19 protein-coding genes are annotated in these 20,849 nt (G+C 70.1%); 8 read left to right on the top strand and 11 right to left on the bottom strand.

What is annotated here, in order from left to right:
* Positions 1-1,330 precede the first annotated feature (1,330 nt).
* From ACIBCA_RS15505 to ACIBCA_RS15495, 3 genes are all read left to right on the top strand, one after another.
* Complete coding sequence (locus tag ACIBCA_RS15505; RefSeq protein ID WP_396283586.1) at positions 1,331-2,254, top strand: DUF6192 family protein; 924 nt, start codon at positions 1,331-1,333, stop codon at positions 2,252-2,254.
* Positions 2,255-2,256: 2 nt separating this feature from the next.
* Positions 2,257-2,760: a hypothetical protein gene (locus ACIBCA_RS15500; protein ID WP_396283388.1), complete on the top strand. Its 504-nt coding sequence runs from the start codon at positions 2,257-2,259 to the stop codon at positions 2,758-2,760.
* A gap of 188 nt (positions 2,761-2,948) precedes the next feature.
* The gene (locus ACIBCA_RS15495) at positions 2,949-3,458 is read left to right on the top strand and encodes a GNAT family N-acetyltransferase (RefSeq protein ID WP_396283387.1); all 510 of its coding nucleotides are present in this window, start codon (positions 2,949-2,951) and stop codon (positions 3,456-3,458) included.
* Between the two features lie 73 nt (positions 3,459-3,531).
* Here the strand turns inward: ACIBCA_RS15495 and alaS are convergent, their stop codons facing one another.
* The 6 genes from alaS to ACIBCA_RS15465 all read right to left on the bottom strand — a co-directional run bounded on the left by alaS (position 3,532) and on the right by ACIBCA_RS15465 (position 9,997).
* Positions 3,532-6,189: an alanine--tRNA ligase gene (alaS, locus tag ACIBCA_RS15490; protein WP_396283386.1), complete on the bottom strand. Its 2,658-nt coding sequence runs from the start codon at positions 6,187-6,189 to the stop codon at positions 3,532-3,534.
* A gap of 228 nt (positions 6,190-6,417) precedes the next feature.
* Positions 6,418-7,086, bottom strand: coding sequence for an HAD family hydrolase (locus ACIBCA_RS15485; protein ID WP_396283385.1), 669 nt, complete (start codon positions 7,084-7,086; stop codon positions 6,418-6,420).
* A complete protein-coding gene (locus ACIBCA_RS15480; protein ID WP_396283384.1) occupies positions 7,083-7,634 on the bottom strand; it encodes an orotate phosphoribosyltransferase in 552 nt (183 codons plus the stop codon). Before ACIBCA_RS15480 ends, ACIBCA_RS15485 begins: the two co-directional genes overlap by 4 nt.
* The gene (locus tag ACIBCA_RS15475) at positions 7,631-8,230 is read right to left on the bottom strand and encodes an LOG family protein (protein ID WP_396283383.1); all 600 of its coding nucleotides are present in this window, start codon (positions 8,228-8,230) and stop codon (positions 7,631-7,633) included. Before ACIBCA_RS15475 ends, ACIBCA_RS15480 begins: the two co-directional genes overlap by 4 nt.
* Positions 8,227-9,111: a hypothetical protein gene (locus ACIBCA_RS15470; protein WP_396283382.1), complete on the bottom strand. Its 885-nt coding sequence runs from the start codon at positions 9,109-9,111 to the stop codon at positions 8,227-8,229. The genes ACIBCA_RS15475 and ACIBCA_RS15470 overlap by 4 nt, the downstream gene beginning before the upstream one ends.
* Positions 9,112-9,163: 52 nt before the next feature.
* On the bottom strand, positions 9,164-9,997 hold the full coding sequence (locus ACIBCA_RS15465; RefSeq protein WP_396283381.1) for an aspartyl/asparaginyl beta-hydroxylase domain-containing protein: 834 nt from the start codon (positions 9,995-9,997) through the stop codon (positions 9,164-9,166).
* Positions 9,998-10,382: 385 nt separating this feature from the next.
* Here ACIBCA_RS15465 and ACIBCA_RS15460 point away from each other — a divergent pair, with 385 nt between their 5' ends.
* Genes ACIBCA_RS15460 through ACIBCA_RS15450 form a run of 3 tightly spaced genes read left to right on the top strand, consistent with a single transcriptional unit; the run spans position 10,383 to position 12,796 of the window.
* A complete protein-coding gene (locus ACIBCA_RS15460; protein WP_396283380.1) occupies positions 10,383-11,783 on the top strand; it encodes a hypothetical protein in 1,401 nt (466 codons plus the stop codon).
* A gap of 23 nt (positions 11,784-11,806) precedes the next feature.
* Positions 11,807-12,421 (top strand): GNAT family N-acetyltransferase, encoded by a 615-nt coding sequence (locus tag ACIBCA_RS15455; RefSeq protein ID WP_396283379.1) that lies wholly within the window; start codon positions 11,807-11,809, stop codon positions 12,419-12,421.
* Positions 12,422-12,424: 3 nt separating this feature from the next.
* Positions 12,425-12,796 (top strand): hypothetical protein, encoded by a 372-nt coding sequence (locus ACIBCA_RS15450; RefSeq protein ID WP_396283378.1) that lies wholly within the window; start codon positions 12,425-12,427, stop codon positions 12,794-12,796.
* 422 nt (positions 12,797-13,218) lie between these two features.
* Here the strand turns inward: ACIBCA_RS15450 and ACIBCA_RS15445 are convergent, their stop codons facing one another.
* The 5 genes from ACIBCA_RS15445 to ACIBCA_RS15425 form a co-directional block, all read right to left on the bottom strand.
* Positions 13,219-13,551, bottom strand: a complete 333-nt coding sequence (locus ACIBCA_RS15445) for a hypothetical protein (RefSeq protein ID WP_396283377.1) — start codon at positions 13,549-13,551, stop codon at positions 13,219-13,221.
* A 164-nt stretch (positions 13,552-13,715) separates the two neighbouring features.
* Entirely contained in the window at positions 13,716-15,467 is a 1,752-nt protein-coding gene (locus tag ACIBCA_RS15440; protein ID WP_396283376.1) for a relaxase/mobilization nuclease domain-containing protein, read from the bottom strand.
* Complete coding sequence (locus tag ACIBCA_RS15435; RefSeq protein WP_396283375.1) at positions 15,457-16,341, bottom strand: hypothetical protein; 885 nt, start codon at positions 16,339-16,341, stop codon at positions 15,457-15,459. Before ACIBCA_RS15435 ends, ACIBCA_RS15440 begins: the two co-directional genes overlap by 11 nt.
* A gap of 250 nt (positions 16,342-16,591) precedes the next feature.
* The gene (locus ACIBCA_RS15430; RefSeq protein ID WP_396283374.1) at positions 16,592-17,386 is read right to left on the bottom strand and encodes a DUF2637 domain-containing protein; all 795 of its coding nucleotides are present in this window, start codon (positions 17,384-17,386) and stop codon (positions 16,592-16,594) included.
* Positions 17,387-17,854: 468 nt separating this feature from the next.
* The gene (locus tag ACIBCA_RS15425) at positions 17,855-19,177 is read right to left on the bottom strand and encodes a DUF3631 domain-containing protein (protein ID WP_396283373.1); all 1,323 of its coding nucleotides are present in this window, start codon (positions 19,175-19,177) and stop codon (positions 17,855-17,857) included.
* A 407-nt stretch (positions 19,178-19,584) separates the two neighbouring features.
* Here ACIBCA_RS15425 and ACIBCA_RS15420 point away from each other — a divergent pair, with 407 nt between their 5' ends.
* Together ACIBCA_RS15420 and ACIBCA_RS15415 are read left to right on the top strand one after the other, a co-directional pair.
* Complete coding sequence (locus ACIBCA_RS15420; protein WP_396283372.1) at positions 19,585-20,094, top strand: helix-turn-helix domain-containing protein; 510 nt, start codon at positions 19,585-19,587, stop codon at positions 20,092-20,094.
* Between the two features lie 540 nt (positions 20,095-20,634).
* Complete coding sequence (locus tag ACIBCA_RS15415) at positions 20,635-20,844, top strand: helix-turn-helix domain-containing protein (protein WP_396283371.1); 210 nt, start codon at positions 20,635-20,637, stop codon at positions 20,842-20,844.
* The last annotated feature ends 5 nt before the right edge of the window (positions 20,845-20,849 follow it).

Below are 20,849 nucleotides of genomic sequence, written 5' to 3'. Positions count from 1 at the left end.
CCGCCGGGGTTCACACCCGTTCTGACCTGCGACGGAGTGGACCTCTCGGCGGTGGCCGAACCAGGCTGGACGGGGGTGAATGAGACCAAAACTGAGACCAGACGGATTGCTCAGCTGCGGTCTGTCGATGCGCCCTCCACACTGCCGGTCCATGCCACTGAGGGGGCACGCACGCGAGTGCCGTGGCGGCTGAACGGACTTCGTCCGGCGATCCGGCGGTGCGTCGGATCCACCTCGACGGTCCCGGAGCCTGGCTGCCACAGAGGAGCCGGAGCAGTGGACCAGTCGGGGGCCTCGGGTCGCGCAGGGAGCACTGCTTGGCCGAGGCCGTGGTTCTCGCCTCGGCAGATGCAGTCGCATGGGCTGGCCGGCGCCGCGTCTGCGCAGCTGGCAGAGCCGCAAAGTGGGGGGCCGTCGCCGTTCGGGTGGTGTGGGCAGAGCCTCGGGGAGCACGGCGTCTGGAGGTACCAGTCGAGGCATGCGACGGCGCCGGTCAGCTCGCGGTCGAGGACCGCGAGCATGACGGGTATGGCGTCCTCCAGCATCGTGATGGCGCTCCAGTAGGACACCGGGGGCGCGCTACTGTAGATCGCTTTCTGGTATCCGGAGGCGAAGACTCGCGCCGTAGCGTGATCACTGACGGCGCACATGTCTGCGCTCACGCCGAATGGGCGGTGGTCCCCAATGACCCACGAGTCGTCGTACAGGTGAGCCCACCGGCTGCCAGTGCTCTCGCACCAGACCTTTCCGCCGAGAATCTTCTCCCACTCGCGTGCCATGCCGATGAGAACGGTCGCTGTGTCGCGGCCATCGGCGAGCCTTCGCTGTTCAGTAGGTGCCTTGGCAAGGACACGACGGAGTGGGTCCTCGCCTTCCCAGGTTGTGGCTTTGCTGGATCGTGAATCGCCGCGCGACGGCTTCAAACGGCACCTCTCACTGGAACGCATGGCATGGCCGGGGCGATCCTGCTCACCATGTGACGCTTGCAAACCACCGCCAGAGCCAACCTCACGGCGAGGATCCCCCTGTTTCCGCGCTCCTGGGGTGGTGGTGCTCGCGTCGAGGACCTCGGTGGTGCGGTGGATTCTCCAGGGCCTTCCCCGGCAGCGTCGATAGTCCCCACCACGCTTCGGACGCTGGGGCGAGCGAGTCCGGAGGTCACTGCTCCGAGAGGTCCCGCGTCATGGCCACGGCGGTTGCTGAGGCGTAGGTTGGTTGTGGGCGGTATCACAGCCGCCAGGGCTCGTGGTGCTTCTGCGGCTTCGGCGGTAGCGGATACCACCCGCCGGTAGTGCTTGGCGCACGAGTGAGGAGGCTCCTCGTGGCAACGATGACTCTTCCCCGCGGCTACACGAAGACCGAATGGGAGAAGTACGTCCGCAAGGGCCGGAAGCTGATCAACCAGAAGTCCGGCATCCAGTTCGCCCTGGGAGACCTAGTGGTTGATGCCTTGGAAGGGCATACCCGTGGACATGGCGAGGTCGGCGAGGTCGTAGAACTCCTTGCGCACCAGATCGGCGCGAATGCAAGCACCCTGCGCGAGTACTACTACGTGGCGTGCCAGTGGCCGGCTGAAAAGCGCAGGGACGATGTCTGCTGGAGCGTCCATGCGCGGCTCGCTGCCGTCCGAAGCAGGTACGTCCTGATTCGTAAGGACCCCCTGGACCCGATCACCGGTGAGCACCGCTGGACCGTGAATGAGGCTGAACGGGTTGCTCATAGGCGTCCCGATACACCCACGAACAAGGAAGAGCGCCTTGCCCACACCCGTCGGCTGCTGCACAACGACGAAGACGCGGCAGCAGCGGTGACCGAGATGTTGGGACGTCCCGAGGTCCGCAGCAGGCTCGTCTCTGACCAGCATGCACGGCATCTGCTGCGGGAGGCCCAGTACGAACACTGGCGCCAGGTGGATCGCGAGATGGAGGCGGAAGTCGAACTCGCGCCCGTTGAGGACGCGGAAGAGGTCGAGGAGACCGCGGCAGAGACGGCGGCTCCCGCGCTGAGGTATCAGGAGGCGCCACTGGAGATCCTGCGACTGATCGGGAGCTTCGCATCGTTCTTCGTCTCCCTGCAGCGGATCATCCCCGAGATCCACGCTCAGGACTACAACGAGGAGACGAAGGCGGCGGTGCTCGACAACGTTCACAAGGCACGGATGCTCCTCGACTGGTGCGAGAGCGCCATCACGACGGGCCGGACCGACATGGACAAGGCATTGGCGAGCCTGTTGGAGGACGAAGAGGGTGAGTAGCCATGGCGACCTCGCGCCGCCAAGCGGCGCACGACAGTGGAGAGGACATATGGGACAGGGTGGTCGAGGCCGGTGACGCCGGCCTTCCCCGGGAGGAGGCCATGGGCCGAAACACGCCCGCCCAGTTCGAACGAGGCAAGGCGTGGATCCGGGACCACCAGTGCGCGAACAAGAAGACCGGGTTCGTCCTGGTCCACAGCCACTACGCGGCGACGAACAACGTCGACATGAACAAGCTCTACGCGACGATTCGGCTGCACAGCCTGTACAAGTCGGTCGAACGGGTCTACAAGTGCGCGTTGGCGAATCTTCCGCCGGACGCCAAGGGCGACCTGTCGATCATGGTGCTGCTCAAGACGTGCGACGACATCTTCGCGGCGATGAAGTTCCTGGAGGAGGCAGGATTCTCGGCCCAGGCTGCGGGTGAAGCCGCACAGGGGAAGCTCAAGGCGTCTACGGCATCGGCAAAGGGCCGGAAGACGTCGGGTAGCGCTGGACAGCGTTGAACCCGAGGGGCACGAGCCGGGCCCACGGCAAAGGTGGGCCCGGCCCGCTAAGGAAGAGCGTCCCCGCGGATGAGTGTCACCGCAAGCTGATCACATGGTGCCGCAGGTTGAACGGGCGATCTTCTGTCGATCTGGTGAAACTAGATGACGTGCCCCAACCGCTGGCTCATCCGTCAGGACCGTCCAGAATGTGCGATCCGCTCGTGGTAAGGCGTTTCGTCGACGGTGACTCTGTCGAGGAACTGACAGATCTGCTTCACCGCGCCTACTCTGATCATGCTGCTGCAGGGCGAGTCTTCTTTGCTTCGTATCAGTCGGTGGAGGACACAGCCAGCCGACTGGGGAGGGGCGAGTGTTGGCTGGCCCTGCGGGGGAGTGAGCTGGCGGGAACCGTGACTCTAGCAGCCCCGTACGAGGCACCGGATGGGTATCCCGCCCCGGCGGGAGCAGGCTCGTTCTGGCAGCTGGCGGTAGATCCTGCATGTCGAGGGGTGGGGCTTGGGCAGCGGTTGCTGACCCTGGCGGAGCAGCGGATTGCTGCTCTCGGGGTGACCGAGGTGGTCATCGACACGTCGGCCGAGGCAGTCGAGTTGGTTGGTTGGTACCGCCGACAGGGATACGTTCCGACGGGCACCTGGCGGTGGGAGGTGACCAACTATGGGAGCGTCGTCCTCCTGAAGGTACTGTCCGTGAGCTAACTGCTGGGCGGGGCACGGTTTCGGGCGCGCCCCGAAGTGGGGACGCGCCCAAAGAGCGCGTGCGGTGTCCGTGCTACCGGTCGCGGAGCTGCCTCGCCGCCTGCTGAGCGGCGATGGCGAGGGCCTCGTCGAGGGATTCGGCGCGGCGGCCTCCGGCGCTGGCGATGGCTCCCTTGCCGCCGGCTCCGCCGCCGACAGCGCGGGCTGCGGTAGAGAGGATCTGGCTGGCCTGGGTGCCGGCCTCGTGGAGGGCGTGGGTGATCCCGGCGGCGAGTAGGGCCTTGCCCTGGTGCTCGCTGCCGAGGACGACGATGGCGCGGCCGTCGTAGAGGAGGGCTGTGGTCTCGGCGACCAAGCGGCGGAGGTCCTCGGGACTGAGGCCGGTCAGCTTCTCGGTAATGACCCGGCCGCCGGTAATGGCGCGGGCGGACGCGGCAAGCCGCTGGGCCTGGTCGCGCAGCTCGGCGTCCTTGAGGCGGCCGAGTTCCTGCTGGGCGGTGGTGAGGGCGTCGAGGCGCTTGCGCAGGGCTTCGGGGGCGTCCTTGGGGCGGGTGCCGAGGAGGGTGGAGAGTTCTTCGAGGAGGCGGCGTTCGGTGTCGTAGTAGCTGAGGGCGTCGCGGCCGGTGAGGGCCTCAATACGGCGGAGGTTGGAGCCGATGGAGGCTTCGCCGAGGATGCGGACGGGGCCGGCGTTGGAGCCGTGGCCGACGTGGGTGCCGCCGCACAGTTCGCGGGAGAAGTCGCCGATGTCGACGATGCGTACGTGGTCGCCGTACTTCTCGCCGAACAGGGCCGTCGCCCCGGCGGCCTCCGCGTCGGCGCGGGTGGCGTGCCAGATGCGGACCTCGGGGTCGTCGAGCAGGTGGTCGTTGACCAGGGCCTCGATGGCGGCGAGCTGGGTGAGGTCGACGGCGGAGAAGTGGGCGAAGTCGAACCGGAGCCTTCCGGCGTCGACGAGAGAGCCGTGCTGGCGGGCGTGGTCGCCGAGGGTGCGGCGAAGCATGGCGTGCAGCACGTGGGTGGCGGAGTGGGAGCGCGCGACGGCATTCCGGCGTCCGCCGTCGACGACAGCCTCGGCGGCCTGGCCGCAGCGAATTTCGCCGCCGATGACGCGCACGGTGTGGATGTGGAAGCCCTCCAGGCCGAGCCTGGTGTCGAGGACCTTCAGGACGGCGCCGGCGCTGGTGCGGATGGTGCCGGTGTCGCCGACCTGGCCGCCGGACTCGGCGTAGAACGGGCTGCGGTCGAGGACCAGCTCGACGGTGCTGCCCTGATCGGCTCCGGGCACGACCGCGCCGTCGGAGATCAGGCCGAGGACGGTGGCCTCGGTGGTGAGGCGGTCATAGCCGACGAAGTCGGTGCGGCCGTGGCGGGCGGACAGCTCGCGGTAGGCGTCCTGGCGGCGCAGGGCCTCGGCAGTCTTGGCCTTGCCACCGGCCTTGGCACGCTGCTGCTGCTCGGTGAGCAGGGTGGCGAAGCGGTCCTCGTCGACGGTCAGGCCGGCGTCACGGGCGGCCTCGATGGTCAGCTCGATGGGGAAGCCGTAGGTGTCGTGCAGTTCGAAGGCGGTGTCCCCGGCGAGGGAGGTGGAGCCGCCGGTGCGGGTATGGGTGATGGCGGCATCCAGCAGCCGGGTGCCCTGGGTGAGGGTACGGGTGAAGGACTCTTCCTCGGCGGTGACGACCTGCTCGATCAGCGCGGACTGGGCGTTCAGCTCGGGCCAGACGTTGCCGAGGTTGCTGACCACGCTCGCCGTGGCGGCCGGGAGGACGGGGCCGTCGATGCCGAGCAGGCGGGCGTGGCGAATCGCGCGGCGCATGAGGCGGCGCAGAACGTAGCCGCGCCCGTCCTTGGCGGGCAGCACGCCGTCGGCGATGAGGTAGGCGATCGAGCGGGCATGCTCGGTGACGACCTGGAAGGAGACCTTCTGCTCGCCGTTTCCGGGGTAGTCGCGGCCGGCGAGTTCCTGGACGGTTTTGAGGGTGGGCAGGAGCAGGTCGGTGGTGCAGACGTTCTCGACGCCTTGGAGGATCGCGGCGAGGCGGTCGAGGCCGAGGCCGGTGTCGATGCTCTGCTGGGCGAGCTCGCCGAGGATCGGGAAGTTGCCCTTCTTGTCGCCTTCGCCGCGCTGGTACTGCATGAAGACGAGGTTCCAGATCTCCATGTAGCGCTCGCCGTCGACGGCTGGGCCGCCCTCACGGCCGAAGGCCGGGCCGCGGTCGTAGTTGACCTCGGAGCAGGGCCCGCACGGCCCGGGGACGCCCATGGACCAGTAGTTGTCCTCCATGCCCAGCCGCTGGATCCGGTCGGCGGGGACGCCGATCTTGCGCCAGAGCTGTTCGGCTTCGTCGTCGTCCTCGTAGACGGTGATCCAGAGCCGGTCCTTCTCCAGGTTGTAGCCCTCGGTGAGCAGTTCCCAGGCGAAGGCGATGGCGTCGGCCTTGAAGTAGTCGCCGAAGGAGAAGTTGCCCATCATCTCGAAGAACGTCGCGTGCCGGTTGGTGCGGCCGACGTTGTCGATGTCGGAGGTGCGGGCGCACTTCTGGATGGTGGTGGCGCGCGGGTACTCCGGGGTGACCTCGCCCAGGAAGTAGGGCTTGAACTGGTTCATGCCGGCGTTGGCCAGCAGCAGGGTCGGGTCGGAGGGGATCAGCGGGCTGGACGGGACCTGGCGGTGACCGCGGGAGGTGAAGAAGTCCAGGAAGGTGGAGCGGATCTGCGTCGAGCGCATGGCGGTATGGCCCTCACGGAAGAGTCGTGGGAGAGGTGGGGGGTGTTCACACGCCGAGCCGGGCCGAGAACGAGGACTGAGTGGTTCTCAGTTCTCCAGCTCGGCGCAGATAGCTCGCGCCCCCACGGTGTAGACCATGACTCCAGATCCATCGCTCTGAGGTGGCGCAGCCGACACCGGACGCAACGGTCCGCTGCGACTGCGCCACCAACAGTAGCGGGTCTGGGGTCAAGATCGCTTGGCGTAGTCGTCGGACTGGCCGCTGCCCACCAGAAGGAGCAGCACACCGGCGAGGTCGCCGGGCTGGGGAAGCACGATGTCGGTGCCCGCGCGAGTCAGGGGCTCGGGCCCCGCGAAGCCCCAGCCGGCGCCGATGGCACGCACGTCGGCTGCCCGGGCCGCGTGTATGTCGACCTCCATGTCGCCCACGAACGCGGCGTCTCGCGGGGCGACGCCGAGCCGGCCGAGGGCGAGCAGCAGCCCGTCAGGTGCGGGCTTGGGCGCGGCGTCCTCGTAGCAGACGACCGTGTCGATCAGGTCGAGAACGTCGGATGGGAGGAGCCAGCTGACCCTGCGGCGGCTCCGTAGGGTCACGATGCCGGTGGCGACACCGGACTCCCGCAGCGCGGCGAGGGTGCCGGTGACGAAGGGGAAGACCTCGGCGTGAAGGCTGGCGGTGGCGGTCGCCGCGTCCCAGGCGTCCTCGTTGATCTCTCCCCGCATGCCGAGATCCGCCAGCACCTGCTCGCGCGGAGTGGTGGCGGCGTCGGCCGGGAGATCGGCCACGGTGATCCGGCGGTCGAGCGCCGAGGTCGCGTACCCGGCCAGCGTGGCGAGTTGGGCGGCTCGGCTGTCGACGAGGACGCCGTCGAGGTCGAAGAGGACGGCCCGCTTCACGCGGCATCACCGGTCCGCTGTGCGGGCAGGTCGGCCTCGGTGATCAGAGCGTGGAGGGTGACGCGGTGCTCGGCCAGCAGCATGCGACCGCCGAGCGGGCGCTCCAGGACGCACAGCGCATCGGCAACCGGCGCCCCGGCCATCCGCAACGTACGGGCCATGGCGAGGAGTTGGCCGCCGGAGCGGACGACGTCGTCGACCAGGACGGTGCGGCGGCCGGTGATGTCGGCTCCCTCGATCTGGCGGCGGGAGCCGTAGCCCTTCGGGCGGCGGCGCAGGAAGACGGCGGGCAGGCCGGTGGCGGCCGACAGCGCGATGACGAGCGGGACGCCGCCCAGCTCGATGCCGGCCAGCGCCTGGGCGTCGTCGGGGATGAGAGCGGTCATCGCGCGGGCCGTGTCGCGCAGCAGCGAGGGGTCGGCGGCGAGGCGGTACTCGTCGAAGTAGGCGCTCAGCTGAGTGCCGTCGGCGAGCTTGAACGGGGCGTTCACACAGGCGGTTTCGGCGAGGCGGGCGGTGAGGCCGGCCAGCGTCGGGCTGGTGGTCATGCTCCTCCGATCGGGCTGGTGTCGAGCGTTGCCAGGTGGGTGCGGAAGTCCTGGGCGGTCTCGGCGGCCCGCAGGAAGCCGAGGGGCCGGGTGGGCGTCTCGAAGAGCCACTTCTCCTCCTGCAGGAAGGCGAGGAGGCGAAGGGCGGCCGGGCCAGCGACGCAGACCGGCATGGGGCGGATGGTGGTCGCGTAGTAGAGCGCGGCGGTCAGCTCGTGGAGGGTGCCGACGCCGCCGCCCATGGCGACGATCACGTCGGCGTGCTCCAGGTAGTGGTTGAGCCGGGAGCCGAGGTCGGGCAGGTGGACGGACAAGGTGGCGTGACGGTTGAACGCGCCCCACTCGTCGTGCTTGCCGATCAGGGTGACCGCGGTGACGGTGGCGCCCTGGGAGGCGGCTCCGCGGGCGGCTGCCTCCATCAGGCCGTTGTAGCCGCCGTGCAGCAGCTGGTACCCGGCCTGAGCCAGGCTCCGGCCGATCTCCTCGGCCAGGGTCTCCTCCTCGGCGGAAGCTGGGACGACGCCGCCGAAGAAGACGGCGGTCAGGCCCTCGCGGGCCCGGCTGGCGGCCGGGCCCGCGAGGTGGAGTGCGTTCACACCAACTCCTGGTAGGTGCGGTAGGCGGTGACGGCGTCGTGCAGGTTGTCGAGCGCCTGCGGGCAGGCCCGCTCCACCAGGGCGAGCACCCGATCGATCGCCGCGTTCACGTCGGTCGCCTCCGGGATCGCGGGGCCGCTGATCGCCGAGTCCAGGTCACCGAGGCAGGCCCGGCCGATCGGCGTGACGGCGATCTCCTCGCGCAGCTGGTACCAGCCCCAGAACTGCGAGGCCGGCGCGAGGGCGGTCTTGATGAGGTCCTTCGTCGCGGTGTGCAGCCGGTGCCACTCCGAGTACGCGACGAACCGCTGGCCACGCTTGATCCGCTTGTGCAGGAGCACGGCCAGGACCAGGTGCTCGATCAGCAGCTCGGTGCACGTGCGCGGCCGGGCGAGGAATGCGGCGGTGAAGCTCTCGGCCACCGCGACGTCCGGCGTGGTCGCCGGCGTGGTCGCCGGTGCGGGCTGCCGGTCGAGGATGACAGCGGTGCTGACCGTCTCCCGCAGGTGCGGGATGCGGGAGGCGGGCGCGAGGTAGAGGTCGATCTGGTGGAGTCGGCCGTCGTCGGGGACGAGGAAGACCATCCCGAGGCCGCCGAGGTCGGCGACGATCGTGTCGCGCCAGCCGGGCAGCAGGGCCCCGGCTTCGACGGACATCAGGGTGTCCAGGGCCTCGACGAAGGCCGGCAGCTGGGCGTCGTGCACGCCGACGACGAAGTCGACGTCGGAGAGGCGGTCGGCGGTGCCGTGGGCCAGCGACCCGCGGACCATCAGGTGGGTGACGGCCGGGGAGGCGGCCAGGATGTCGGCGAGCTTCGACAGCAGCGGCAGCTGGGCGGGCCGGTTGGCCTGGGTGATCTCTGCCAGTTGCAGGGTGGGCATGCGCTTCTCCCTTCGGAGTGTGGGAATCGCGGGCGCGGGCTGCTGGGGCGGGTCAGGCCGTGAGGGCGAGGAGGCGGCGCTTGGCCGCCGTCCAGCGCGTCGCGGCCTCCATGTCGCCGAGCGAGGTGTGCAGTTCGGCGATCAGGTCGTAGGCCGTTCCCTCCGGCAGCGCGTAGGTGTAGAAGAGCCGCAGCAGCATCCGCTCGGCCGCCTCGGTGTAGCCCAGGGTGGCCATGTTGCGGGCGGTCTCCAGCCGTTCGGCCAGGACCGTCTGATCGGCGGTGGGCAGCGGCTCTGCGACCGCCGGGTGGAGCGCGGGGCGGCGGGCGAGGCGCCGGTAGGTGTCGTCGGCGTACACGTCGGCGATCAGGTGGATCCGGTCCGGGCCGAGCAGGTTGCACACCCCGTGCGCGTAGGTCGGGGTGAGTCGCCAGATCCGGCCGCCGGCCATGTGCACCTTGGTGCCGCTGGTGACCAGGAAGGCGGAGCTGTTGGTGTGGAGCGGGATGTGCAGGCGGTGCCGCTCGACCTGGTCGAGTTCGTCGTAGTCGCGGTGTTCCCAGAGGAACGCGTTGCCCTCCAGTCGGGCGAGCCGCACCCACATGAAGTTCAGGCCGAGGTCGGCGAGGAACGCGGCGGTGGCCGGCATCTTCCCCAGTAGGTTGGTCGGACGGGCGGCGCAGTCGCCGATCGTCACGTCGGCGGCGTCGCCGGAGGCGTTCATGAGCGAGGTGGTCCACCAGCCGCCGGACTGGTAGGCGCCGTACTCCGCCTTCCAGGGCGCCTGGGCGGTCAGGGCTTCGTGGCGCATCCGCTCCAACTGGGCGGAGTCCACGGCGTCGAGCTGGGCGATCTGCCCGGCCAGAGCGGTCAAGGTGCTGTCCATCGGTTCCCTCCCGTTGCCGGCCCCCAAGCGGCGAGCCGGTGTGCACGTAGTGCTGGATGGGGTGGTTCGGACGGCGCTGCCGTTCACAGCTACCGATCTCACGCTTCGCTGTCGGAGATTCACGGAAAGCGAAGTGCCGTTCAGCATGGCCTCGGAGGCTGTGGCACCGATACGACGTGGCCGCCGTCACGAACACGCCGTCATCTCCGGCGCTGAGGAGTGGTCGACGACGCCATGCGTCATGACTGCCGTCATGGCTGCCGTCATCTGGGCAGCAAGGCCGCCGAAGGGGTTTCCTGCCGAACGCTCGTGGCTATCGTCGAATCAGACGAACGGGGACCGGAGAGGATCTGCGGTGGCTGAAACTCCCACGCTCTTACGGGTCTTGACGCTGGAGCGGCACTGGCAGGTCTACGAGACCTTCAGGATCCGGTTCGAAGGCGCCGCGGCCCGGCTCGCCGAGGCCGAGACCGACCCGCGCCTGGCGGGGCTGTCGGTCTCCAAGCGGCAGTTCGAGCGCTGGTACGGCGGCGCCGTGAAGACCCGGCCCTACCCGGACCAGTGCCGGGTCCTGGAAGCCATGTTCGAGGTCGGCGTCGACCAGCTACTTGGACCCGCACCCGCACGGCCCGATGCTCGTGTGGTGTCCCCGCTCGTCGTCCCGCCGCCACGGCCGGTCCCTGTCCTCCTCCCATCCGAGCAGGCACAGGTACTGCCTGCTGGTGGCCCGTTCAGCAGCGAGACCCGCCTCGACGCGGGCACCACGGAATTGGAAAGGCAGGTCACAATGGCGGCTCGTCGTGCGCTTCGCTTCACCGCACTGGCGGAAGGAAGCAGTGTCGGCCCGGAGACCCTGGGCCAGATCCAGGACGAGGTACGGCGACTCACCGTCGCCTACCCCAAACTCGCCCTGCCGACCCTGCTCGGCGACCTCGTCGAGGTCCAGGATCTGACCTTCCGCCTCCTGGAGCACGGCCGCGTCAAGCCCCTGCAGGCCCGCGAGCTGTACCTGCTCGCCGGCATCACCTCCGGCATGCTCGCCAAGGCGAGCCACGACCTGGGCAACCCGAGCGCCGCCATGATGCAGGCCCGCACCGCCTTCGTCTGCGCGGACAACGCCGACCACCACGCCATGCGCGCCTGGGTCCGGTCGCTGCAGTCGCTCATCTCCTACTGGGCGGGCCGCCCGGCTGAGGCCGCCGACTACGCCGACCTCGGACAGGCCGCCGCCGGAAACGTCCGAGGCACCACGAGCGTCTGGCTCGCCTGTCTCTCCGCCCGCGCCCACGCCCTACTCGGCGACGGCGAGGCGACCCGCGCTGCCATCCAGCGTGCCGAGGATGCGCGCGCCATGGCCCAACCCGACGACCTGGACGGCTTCGGCGGCATCATGACCTTCCCGGAGCCCCGCCAGCTCTACTACGTCGCCGAGGCCACCGTGCACCTCGGCGAAGACGCAGCCCTCGGCGAGAGCCAGTCCGAGGCCGCCGTCGCTGCCTACCGCACCGCCTCCGAGGAGGAGTGGGCCTTCGGCGATGAGGCCGGCGCCCAGACCGACCTCGCGCTCGCCCGCCTCGCCCGCGGCGAGATCGAGGGCGCCGCCGAGGCCGTCCGCCCCGTGCTCGACCTCCCCGTCGAGCAGCGAAACTTCGGCATCACCAGCAGTGCCCAGCGCGTCCACGCCGCGCTGCCCTCCGGCAGTCGGCGGGCCACCGGCGCTGCCGCCGACCTGCGCGAGGAGATCGAGGCGTTCACCGCCAGCCCGACGTCCGTCCTCATCCGGTGACCGCGAAGGTAGGCTCCGCGGCCATGACCCCAGTTCACCTGGCCGGCCCCCGCCTGGCGATGCGCGAAGTCGAACCCGAGGACACCGACGACCTCTTGGCCATCTACGGCGACGCCGAGGCCACCCGGCACCTCAGCTTCGAACCCCGCACCCGCGAGCAAGTTCAGGCGATCACGGACCGCTCCATCGCCGCCGCGCACGCTAGCCCACGCACCGAGTACTGCCTCGCCATCACCCGCCGTGGCGAGCACCGGCTGATCGGCTACGCCCGTCTGGCCACCGAGCCGCAGGAGGCCGCCACCATCGGCTTCGCCCTCCACGCCGCCGAGTGGGGCAAGGGGCTCGGTACCGAGACCGTCCACCTGCTGTGCGCGCTCGGATTCAACGTCCTTGGCCTGCACCGCATCTGGGCCGCCCGCTCGCCACTCAACGAGGCATCCGCAGGGACGCTTCTGCGCGCCGGCATGACTGAGGACGGGCGCATCCGCGACCACGTCTTCGTTCACGGCGCCTGGCGCGACTCGATCACCTACTCGATCCTGGAGCACGAGTGGACACCGATCGACGGGCTCGACACGACGAGCGCGCTCGACCGGTCGGCCGCCCCGCCCGGCGGCGAGACCGTACCGGGGAGGTGACCCGTGGCGACCGAGCTGGCCGTGCCGCACATGGTGATCCCCGGCATCGCCGAGTTCGCGCGGGGCGGCGTACCCGCCCCGCCCACCACCGACGACGGTAACCAGTGGGTCGACGGGTTCTGCTGGCTCTACTGCGGGCAGCAGTGGACGCGGGTCCTATGGATCGGACCGGCCAGCGTCGCCGGCGCCCAGGCGGACATGTACGCCTGCGGGCCGTGCATCCGCGAGCTCCAGGAACGGGTCTGGCGCTCGATCCTCCTCAACGACGAGCCGTCCCGCCCGGCGCTGCCAACGCCGCGTGCCCCAGAACCTGAGTCGGGCGCGCGACGGGTGGGGCGGCATCGCCGTGACGGCTGGCAGCTGTCTCGACGGTAGTTCCGCCTTGGTCGTGGGTGGCGCTTCGGAGAACAGGCTGCCTGAGATCCACTACTCGGCGGGTCTGTGGTGGTCCTGCCCCTTGAACGTTCGGCTCCTACGTTCTGCGGCTTCAAGTGCTCGCACCGCAGCCTGACGTTCGCCTGGGGTGTGCATGCAGTACGGGCAGCCGCCGACGTTCTCGAAGGTCTCCCGCAAGGCCAGGTGGCCGAGGTGGCAGCGGACGACTTCCGCCTTTCGTCCCTCCTCACTCCAGAAGAGAGGGACTTCTTCCGGGCCGCTGGTCATGTGATCACTTCCTTCGGCCTGGCCGGACCGGACTTGGCCCTATCTCGAACCTACGCCGTTACGGTCCTTGTTGAGCTGTAGTTGTCATGCTGTGTGCCGGCACACCGGAGTGGCGTGCCGGCACACAGCGTTGCTCATTCCAGGTTCCAGGTCGCTCCGGCCAGAAGGCCGTCGAAGGCGAGTGCCCGCATGGCGGTGTTGTAGTCGTCCCACTCGTCCCACTCGTGTTCGGGGGCGGTGAAGTGCAGGTCGAAGTAGGCGCGGGTGAGGTCGGGCTCGTGCCACTCGGCCGCGCAGCGGCAGCGGACGAAGACCTGCTGGCGGACGTTGAGGAGGAGCCAGTCTCGGCGTGCACGGCAGTTGGGGCAGGTGATGGGGATGCCCCGGGCGTCGAGTTCGCCGGGGTGGGGAACGGCACGGATGACGGCTCTGTGGTGGCCGTCGTGGTCGGTGCTGGGGTCGGTCAAGTGGTGCCCTTCGATGGCGGGTGACGGTTGGCAAGCACACAAGACGCACGGCGGCCGGGATGGTTCCCGGCCGCCGGAGAAGACATCGAAGCGACATCTGTGCGTACGGGCGTCCGTGTGGCTGGGTGGGCGGGGCTCGGGGCATCGGGTGTTTCCGGTCGGGGTCAGCGTCGGCGGGTGGGGTCGTTGGCGGCCCTGGTGCCGGTCGGCACGGCGGGTGTTGTGGGTGCGGGTGTCGGGGTGGTGCGGCTGCCGGTGCGGGCGCGTGCGGCCTGGGTGCGCTGGTCGATGCGGTCGCTGGTGGCGTTGCGCAGGCGCCAGAGGAGGACTTCGGCGGGTCGGTCGGCGGTGGTGAGCTCCCGTTGCTGGGCGGCCTCGGCGAGGGCTCGGCGGGGTGGTTGGCCGGAGGATTCGGCCTGGGCGAGCGCGGTGGCCAGGGCGGGCCAGGACGGGTCGGCGAGGATGCGCTGGGCGTGGTCGGGGACGGCGGCGTGGACCTGGGCGGCGAGGCGGTCGGTGGTCTTGGGGGTGGGGGTGCGGCGGGTGAGGTCGGCTATGACCGGCTCGGCGGTTTGCCGGTAGGCGGTTCGCAGGTGGACGAGGGACTGCTGGGCGGCGTGGGCTTGCTGCTGGTGGCCTCGGGTCTGGTGCCAGCGGGCAATGGCGATCACGACGAAGACGGCGGTGGACAGGAGGGCGGCGGCGGTGGCGCCGTCCTCGCCGGAGCCGGCGGTGTGCAGGAGTTGCTTGGCGGCGGTGCGGAGGGCTGCGGCCTGCTGGTGTTCGGCACGGACCTTGGATCGGGTGGCGCGGTTGAACGCGGTTGCGGCGGCTCGTAGTTCGGCGCGGGTGTGGGCGGGTGCGGTGAGGGCGGCGGTGTGGAGGAGTTCGCCGAAAGCGGCGGCCTGGGCCTGGACGACGGTGTCGAACGCGTCGACGTCGGGTACGTCGGGGTGGTGTTGGTCCTGGTAGGCGAAGCGGGCGGTCTCCCGCAGGGTGGTCTCGGCCTGTCGCCAGCGGTTCGGTTCGACCGTGCCCCGTGCGGGCGTGGTGGGCTGCTGGGCGGCGAGGCGTTCGCGCAGGCGGTTGATGGACAGGTCGGGGGAGAGCTTGGAGCCGCCGAAGTAGACGGGTTCGCCTTGGGCGTTGACGTCGCCGGGTCGGGCGAGGCTGTAGCCGATGACGTCGCCGCTCTCGGGTCCGATGCGGTAGCGGACCTGGATGCCGAGGGCGGTGAGGGTGGAGAAGTACTCCTGCTCGTCGCGGACGGCGGCGGCGACGGCTTGGGCCTGTTCCTGCAGCCACTCCTTGGCGGTCTGCTGGTGGCCGGTGCGCTGGGCCTTGGCCTGCTCGGCGCTGGTGGGCATTGGGGCGGCGGTGTGGTCGCCGGAGTTGAGCTGGCGCAGCCCGAGTTCCTTCTCGATCTTGCGGCACTCGGCCTGGGCGCGTTGGCCGTCGCGCTTGTTGCGGGGACGGCGGCCGTCCTCGCGGACGCTGGTGGCCATGATGTGGATGTGGTCGTCGGCGTGGCGTACGGCGATCCACCGGCAGCCCTTGTCGTCGCCATCGGGCGCGATGCCAGTGGCGTGGACGACCCGGCGGGCGACCTCGGCCCACTCGGCGTCGGTGAGGTACCGGTCGCCGGGCGCGGTGCGGACGGGGCAGTGCCACACGTGCTGCGGGACCTTCGCGCCCAGGCGCATCTCGCGGGCGCGGACGGGCTGGTCGAGGTAGTCGGCCAGTTCGGTCAGCAGGTCATGGTGCTGGTCGAGGGGCGCTCGGCCGGGGTCGGGCAGGCCGGGCATGGCGAACGCGGCGACGATGTGCGGGTCTGTGTGCTCGTCGCGCCGGCCGGGGCCGAAGAGGTAGGAAAGCAGGCCGCGGGTGCGCGAGCCGGTGGAGACGTCAGGCACCACGGTGGCCTCCCGGCAGGACGCGCTGGTAGGCGAGGCGGGCCTCGATCGCGCAGGCGTGAAGGGCATCCAGGACCTGCATGGCGCGCTCGGGGAGCTCGCCCCGGTAGATCTCGACCATGAGCTGGTTGAGGTTGTTGCCGGCCCGGTTGATCGCCCGCTGGTGGGTACCGACCGCTTCGGTGAGCTGGTCGACGGCCTTGCGGTCGGGCAGGGGGACGAAGCCGTCGGGGCGGCCGGTCTTCACGACCTCCAGGGCGACGCTCATGCCGGAGTTCGCCAGAAACGCGGAGCGTGAGAGTTCGAGCTTGGCGGCGGCGAGGTCGATCATGACCTTCTCGGTCGGTTCCACGGAGCAGGTGAGCTGGTCGTCGCGCTTGGTTCCGGAACGCGGCTGGTACATCCGCTTGGCAATCGCAGCGATGCGCTCGTCCTCCGGAAGCGGCGGCCGGTCGAGTACCGGAACGCGCTCGTGGAGGAACTCGGCGGTGGTCACGGTCGGCGCTTCACGCACGACGGCGGCGTCGGCACGCTCGACGTCGCTGCTCGACAGCGGCTCGGCGCTGGGCTCGGAAAGCTCGTCCTGGTCGTGGCCGCCCCCGGTCACGACCTCCTGGTCCGGCGCGCCCTCGCGCCGGTCCTGCCCCGCCACCCCTGGGGCGGGGTCAAGCGCAAAGTCCGCGGCGCCAACGGCGTTGTGGACTTTGCCCCAGCTTGCTCCGTCGTTGTCGTGACCGTGGCCGGTCCAGGGTAGGGCCTGCTTGACGCGGGCGAATATGCCACCACGTCCGGGCTTGTCGCTACCGGTTCCGCTGGGCTGTGCTTCCTGCTCGGGCGTGACGGAAGCAGGGGCGAGGTGGTGCTGCTGGTCGGGCACGGGGATCTTCCGGTTCTTCTGTGACGGCAGGTGGTTGTCGGTTGGTGGGGTGTTCGCCGGATGAGGGGTGATGGTCCGGCGGAAGAGGGGTTTGGCGGTGCCGGAGTTCCGGTGTAGACGTCGCCGGTTCAGGACTTCCGGGGTCTCCGGATGGGCGCTGGGGGAGTTCCGGTGAGCGTCGGTCAGCGTCGGTGAGGGGCTGCTCGCCCGGTCCGGAATCGGGCCGGTGCTCGGGCGAGCGGTGGTGGCGTCAGGCCGCCGAGGCGCTGGCTTGCGCGTCGGCCTGCTGGCTGGCCTGTTCGTCCTTGAAGCGCTGGGTCAGCTTGCCGAGGCGGTCGCTGGCGATGGGTATGCCGGCTTCGCGCAGGACTGTCCTGATCACGGCCTGGGTGGGGCCGTGCTCCTGGACGGCGGGCCGGACGATCTCGGCCAGCTCGTCCATCGAGGCGGCGGGCTTGCGGCCGGTGCGCTTGGTGCCAACCACCGGTTTCCGGCTGTCGGGCCGGACGTCGTCGTCGGGCTCGAGCACCGGTTCGTCGGCGGGTAGGTCGTACTGCTCTGCGTCCGTCAGCGGTGCGGGCTCGGTTGCCGGTGCAGGCTCGGGGTTTTCACGGAGCGGGAGTTCGCCCTCGGCGCGCTTCGGGTCGATGGCGGTCGCGGTGGTGTTGTGGGCGAGGTGGGTGCCGCCGAAGAAGGCGAGGGCGGGCCATCCGGCGACGAGGATCCGTAGCCAGGCGGGGACGTGGTCGAGGTCGAGGAGGCCGGCGGTGGCGACGTTGGCGCCGAGGGAGGCGGTCAGGGCGATGGCGAACCAGGTCCAGGCGGTGCCGGTCGGGCGGCCGGTGGTGCGCAGGGTTCGCATGCGGTGCCAGGCGGCGACGAGCAGCAGGTCGACTGAGACGGGGTAGGCCCAGGCTTTCCAGCCGTGTTGTCCGGCGGCGTCGGCGATGTCGTGGAGGTGGGCGAAGGACAGGGCGCCTGCGATGGCGGCCTGTACGAGGACGGCGTCCGGGCGGGGCAGACGCGGTGGGGTGGTGGCGGTCATGCGGAAGGTGGTCCTCGCGGGTCGGGCGGTGGTGGTTTGTGGGATTGCCGTCTTTGCCGTCTTGCCGTCTTGGGGCTGCGGGACGGTCTGTGGCCTGGGGCGGGTTCGGCTGCCCGGGTGGTGCCGTGGACGCGGCGGTATTCGGGTTCGGGACGGTGCGGTATCCGTCTTGGGGCTCGTATCCGTCCCGGAGGCATGGCCTGTGACCTGCGGTTTTACGGCAGGGACGGCTGGGACGGCACAAGACGGATGTGTTTCCCGTCCCGGCCAGGGCCCGCCGCTCGCGCCCCGGACGGGGGCGGCGGCGGGCCGCTGGTGGGAGTGGACGTCTGCCGTCTTGGCGTGGGCCTGATCCGTCTTGGTGCGGATGGCGTTGCCGTCTTGGGGTGCCGTTCCGTCTTGGCGGCAGGTGCTGTGACCTGCGCTGTTACGGCTGGGACGGCAGGGACGGCATTTCGGGGAGGGTGGTCAGCCTCTGCTGCCCGCTGCGGTGGCGTTCACGGGGTGGACTGCGGGGCAGTAGCGCCGCCAGGCGTCGAGGAACTTGTTGCGCAGGTAGCCCTTGCGCTGGGTTCCATCGGGCATGCGGACGTTGCCGGAGGAGATGCCGAACTCGCGGAGCATCGCGCCGAGGCCGCGCGGGGTCAGCCCGCCTCGGCTGGTCTCGGCCCAGGGGGCCTCGGGGTCGCCGTTGAGGTTGAACAGCAGTTGGTCGGTGGCGATGCTGTCCGGCTCACCGGCGGCGTGGAAGATCCGCCGGATGTCCGCGAGGATCCGCGCGCCGCCGGGGTTGTCCTCCTCGGTCTGGACCTCGGCGTCGACCATGCGCTTGCACGCCTGCCGGGCCAGGCGGGGCCACGGTCCTCCGGCGAGGTCGGCGATGATCACCAGGGGTTCCCAGGTGTCGGCGGCGCGGTCCTCGACCGGCATGGCGGGCTCCAGGCGCAGGGCCCGGTCAGCGAGCGGTGCCGCCCAGCGGGCGATCTTGTCGCGGATCGCGTGCAGGGCGGGCCGGTCCCGCTGGGTGCGGTACGGGGCGACGCGCTCGCCCTCGGCTCGGCGGCGCATGCGGATCACGATCGAGCGATCCATGATCGTGTCGGGGAGGTCGCCGATGCCGGCGATTGCCGCCATGGCGAAGGTGGGGAACTTGCGCGGAGTGTGGTCGTTGCCGACGACCCGCAGCACGTAGCGGTCGCGCTGGTGCCCGGCGTTGAGCAGGCCGCGCATCTCCTCGTTCTTCTCCGCCGCCTTTGGACTGCCGAAGATCGTGTCCGCCTCGTCCACCAGAAGGGTGGGCGGCTCCTCGCTGATCGTGCGGAAGATGGCGGCCGGAGAAGAGTTCACCGTCAGCATCGGCTGATGGACCGTCTCGGCGAGCACGTCGAGCAGGCGGGACTTGCCGCAGCGCTTGGCCGGGCCGACCACGGCCAGGCGCGGGGCGTGCTGCCACGAGCACTGCAGGTGGGTCGCCGCGACCCACAACGTGGCGGCGTCCAGGGCCTGCTGGGAGGGAAGGATCACGAACTTCGCGATCTGGGCCCTCAGCTGCGCGAGCAGGTCGGCGCCCTCGGTCGCCTCGGTGTCGGGCATCAGGTCGGTCCCGTCCGGGACGGTGGGCTCGGCAGGCGCCGCCTCGGCGTCGCGTCCACAGGCTGTGGACGCGAGGGCCTGCTGGACGGGCAGGTAGGTGCCGGGCTCGCCGGCCTTGGCCACGGGCGGCCATGCGACAGCGGGCTTGTCCGCTGCGAGGGGTGTGGCGTGGGCCTGGGAGGCAGTAACCTCGGTCATGGAGATCCTCACTCGGCGGCTCCGGGGGGCAACCCGGTCCGCCGTAGGTCGACTGTCCTGGGATGGGCGGTGGCGAGGTTTTCGATCAGCCCCCGGTGTTCGTAGCGCCGGGGGCTTCGCGTTTTCCTGAGGGCATTCGGGCTGGCGCCCGGCCCGGCTTAACCTCCTCTCGGTTGGCCATTTCATGCTGGCACGGTCGAACGTAGCGGGACGTCGGCCCCCTGTCAAGCGATTCGCGCATGATGATCTCAACCTCTCTCGGCATTCGCGCTGGCTGGGCTGATCCATGGAGGTTTTGTGAAGGTCTGCTCAACCGCTTGGCGGTTGGTCATTTCATGCTGATACAGTCGCTCCTGTCGTCGCGTCGCGCCGCTCGCAATCGGAAGGAGGTTGGTATGGTCAACCCCATGGTGCATCGGTACAAGGCCCTGGAGGGCGAGGCCCTCGTGGCCCACAACCTGAAGGTCTTGCGCAAGGCCGCCCGCCTCTCCCAGGAGGACGTGGCCGAACGCATGACCCGGCTCGGCTTCAAGTTCCACCAGACTCAGGTCGCCAAGATCGAGAACGGAACCCGCCCGGTCCGCTTCGACGAGGTGATCGGCCTGGCCAAGGCACTCAGCGTCCCGCCGGCGAACTTCATGACCGAAGCCGTGGCTGGCCCGGACGAACCGGACTACGAGCTGCAGGAAGCAGGCTTCGCCGTCGAGAAGGCCGAGCAGGAGTGGAGAACCGCCCACGACCTCGAACAGGCCGCCAAGGCCCGGTACGACGAGGCCCTGCGTACGTACGAGGAGATCGCCGAACGGCTCGAAGCCCAAGGCGTCGACCTCGGGCCCTCCGGTGCCGAGCCCACGTGGTACCCGGCCCCCAACTCCCAGTGGGACCCGCTCCGCCAGGACCCCTCGGCTGACCGGTAAGCGAGCCCGCCCGGCTCGCCGCCTGGGCATCATTGCCGCGATCCGGCCGGAAACCTAAAAAGGTCGGACTGGTGCACGCGCCCAAGATCTTTTTTCGTTTCCGGCCGGGGCCGCCGTAGTGTGCCCGTCCCGCCCACCACCCCGCTGCCCGACCCTCGGCGCTACGAACGCTGAGGGCCGCGCCAGCTCGGGGATCGACGGCCTCGCGGAGCATCATCGCCGCGACCCGGCTCGCGACCTAAAACGCTCGACCCGGCCCATGCGACCGAGATCGTTTTAGGTTCCGAGCCGAGACCGCCGTAGTGTGCCCGCCCCGCCCACCACCCCGCTGCCCGACCCCCGGCGCTACGAACGTCGAGGGCCGCCCGGCAACCCGCCAATCCACCGCCCATCCCAACAGTCGCCACGGCGGCGCGTTGCCCCGCGCCGCTGGGAGGAACACCTATGCCTGAAACGCCCCTGTCTCTCTCGCGCCTTGCCGGCGCAATCGGCCTCACGGAGCACCAGCTCCTTGCCCTCGTCGCCAGCTGCGGCACAGAGGTGCCGGACCCGACGCTCGTCGCCCTCACCGTGGAGGAAGCCGCCCGTCGTCTCGGCGTCGGCAGGACGACCATGTACGCCCTGGTCACCTCCGGCGAAGTCCCGTCCGTGACGATCGGCCGTCTCCGCCGAGTGCCCGCCGAGGCGCTCAAGGAGTACGTGGCCGCCCGTACGCAGGCTGCCCCTTCGACCGTCGCGCTCGCGGCCTGAACGGG

Source organism: Kitasatospora sp. NPDC051170, assembly GCF_044455705.1.
Classification (GTDB): domain Bacteria; phylum Actinomycetota; class Actinomycetes; order Streptomycetales; family Streptomycetaceae; genus Kitasatospora.
Note: the sequence above shows the minus strand (reverse complement) of the source record. Positions and strands in the feature narration are given on the sequence as shown.

Coding starts and splice junctions, on each gene's coding strand:
- ACIBCA_RS15505 (WP_396283586.1), top strand. CDS start 1,331: ATGACTCTTCCCCGCGGCTACACGAAGACCGAATGGGAGAAGTACGTC.
- ACIBCA_RS15500 (WP_396283388.1), top strand. CDS start 2,257: ATGGCGACCTCGCGCCGCCAAGCGGCGCACGACAGTGGAGAGGACATA.
- ACIBCA_RS15495 (WP_396283387.1), top strand. CDS start 2,949: ATGTGCGATCCGCTCGTGGTAAGGCGTTTCGTCGACGGTGACTCTGTC.
- alaS (WP_396283386.1), bottom strand. CDS start 6,189: ATGCGCTCGACGCAGATCCGCTCCACCTTCCTGGACTTCTTCACCTCC.
- ACIBCA_RS15480 (WP_396283384.1), bottom strand. CDS start 7,634: ATGACCACCAGCCCGACGCTGGCCGGCCTCACCGCCCGCCTCGCCGAA.
- ACIBCA_RS15470 (WP_396283382.1), bottom strand. CDS start 9,111: ATGCCCACCCTGCAACTGGCAGAGATCACCCAGGCCAACCGGCCCGCC.
- ACIBCA_RS15465 (WP_396283381.1), bottom strand. CDS start 9,997: ATGGACAGCACCTTGACCGCTCTGGCCGGGCAGATCGCCCAGCTCGAC.
- ACIBCA_RS15455 (WP_396283379.1), top strand. CDS start 11,807: ATGACCCCAGTTCACCTGGCCGGCCCCCGCCTGGCGATGCGCGAAGTC.
- ACIBCA_RS15430 (WP_396283374.1), bottom strand. CDS start 17,386: ATGACCGCCACCACCCCACCGCGTCTGCCCCGCCCGGACGCCGTCCTC.
- ACIBCA_RS15425 (WP_396283373.1), bottom strand. CDS start 19,177: ATGACCGAGGTTACTGCCTCCCAGGCCCACGCCACACCCCTCGCAGCG.
- ACIBCA_RS15420 (WP_396283372.1), top strand. CDS start 19,585: ATGGTGCATCGGTACAAGGCCCTGGAGGGCGAGGCCCTCGTGGCCCAC.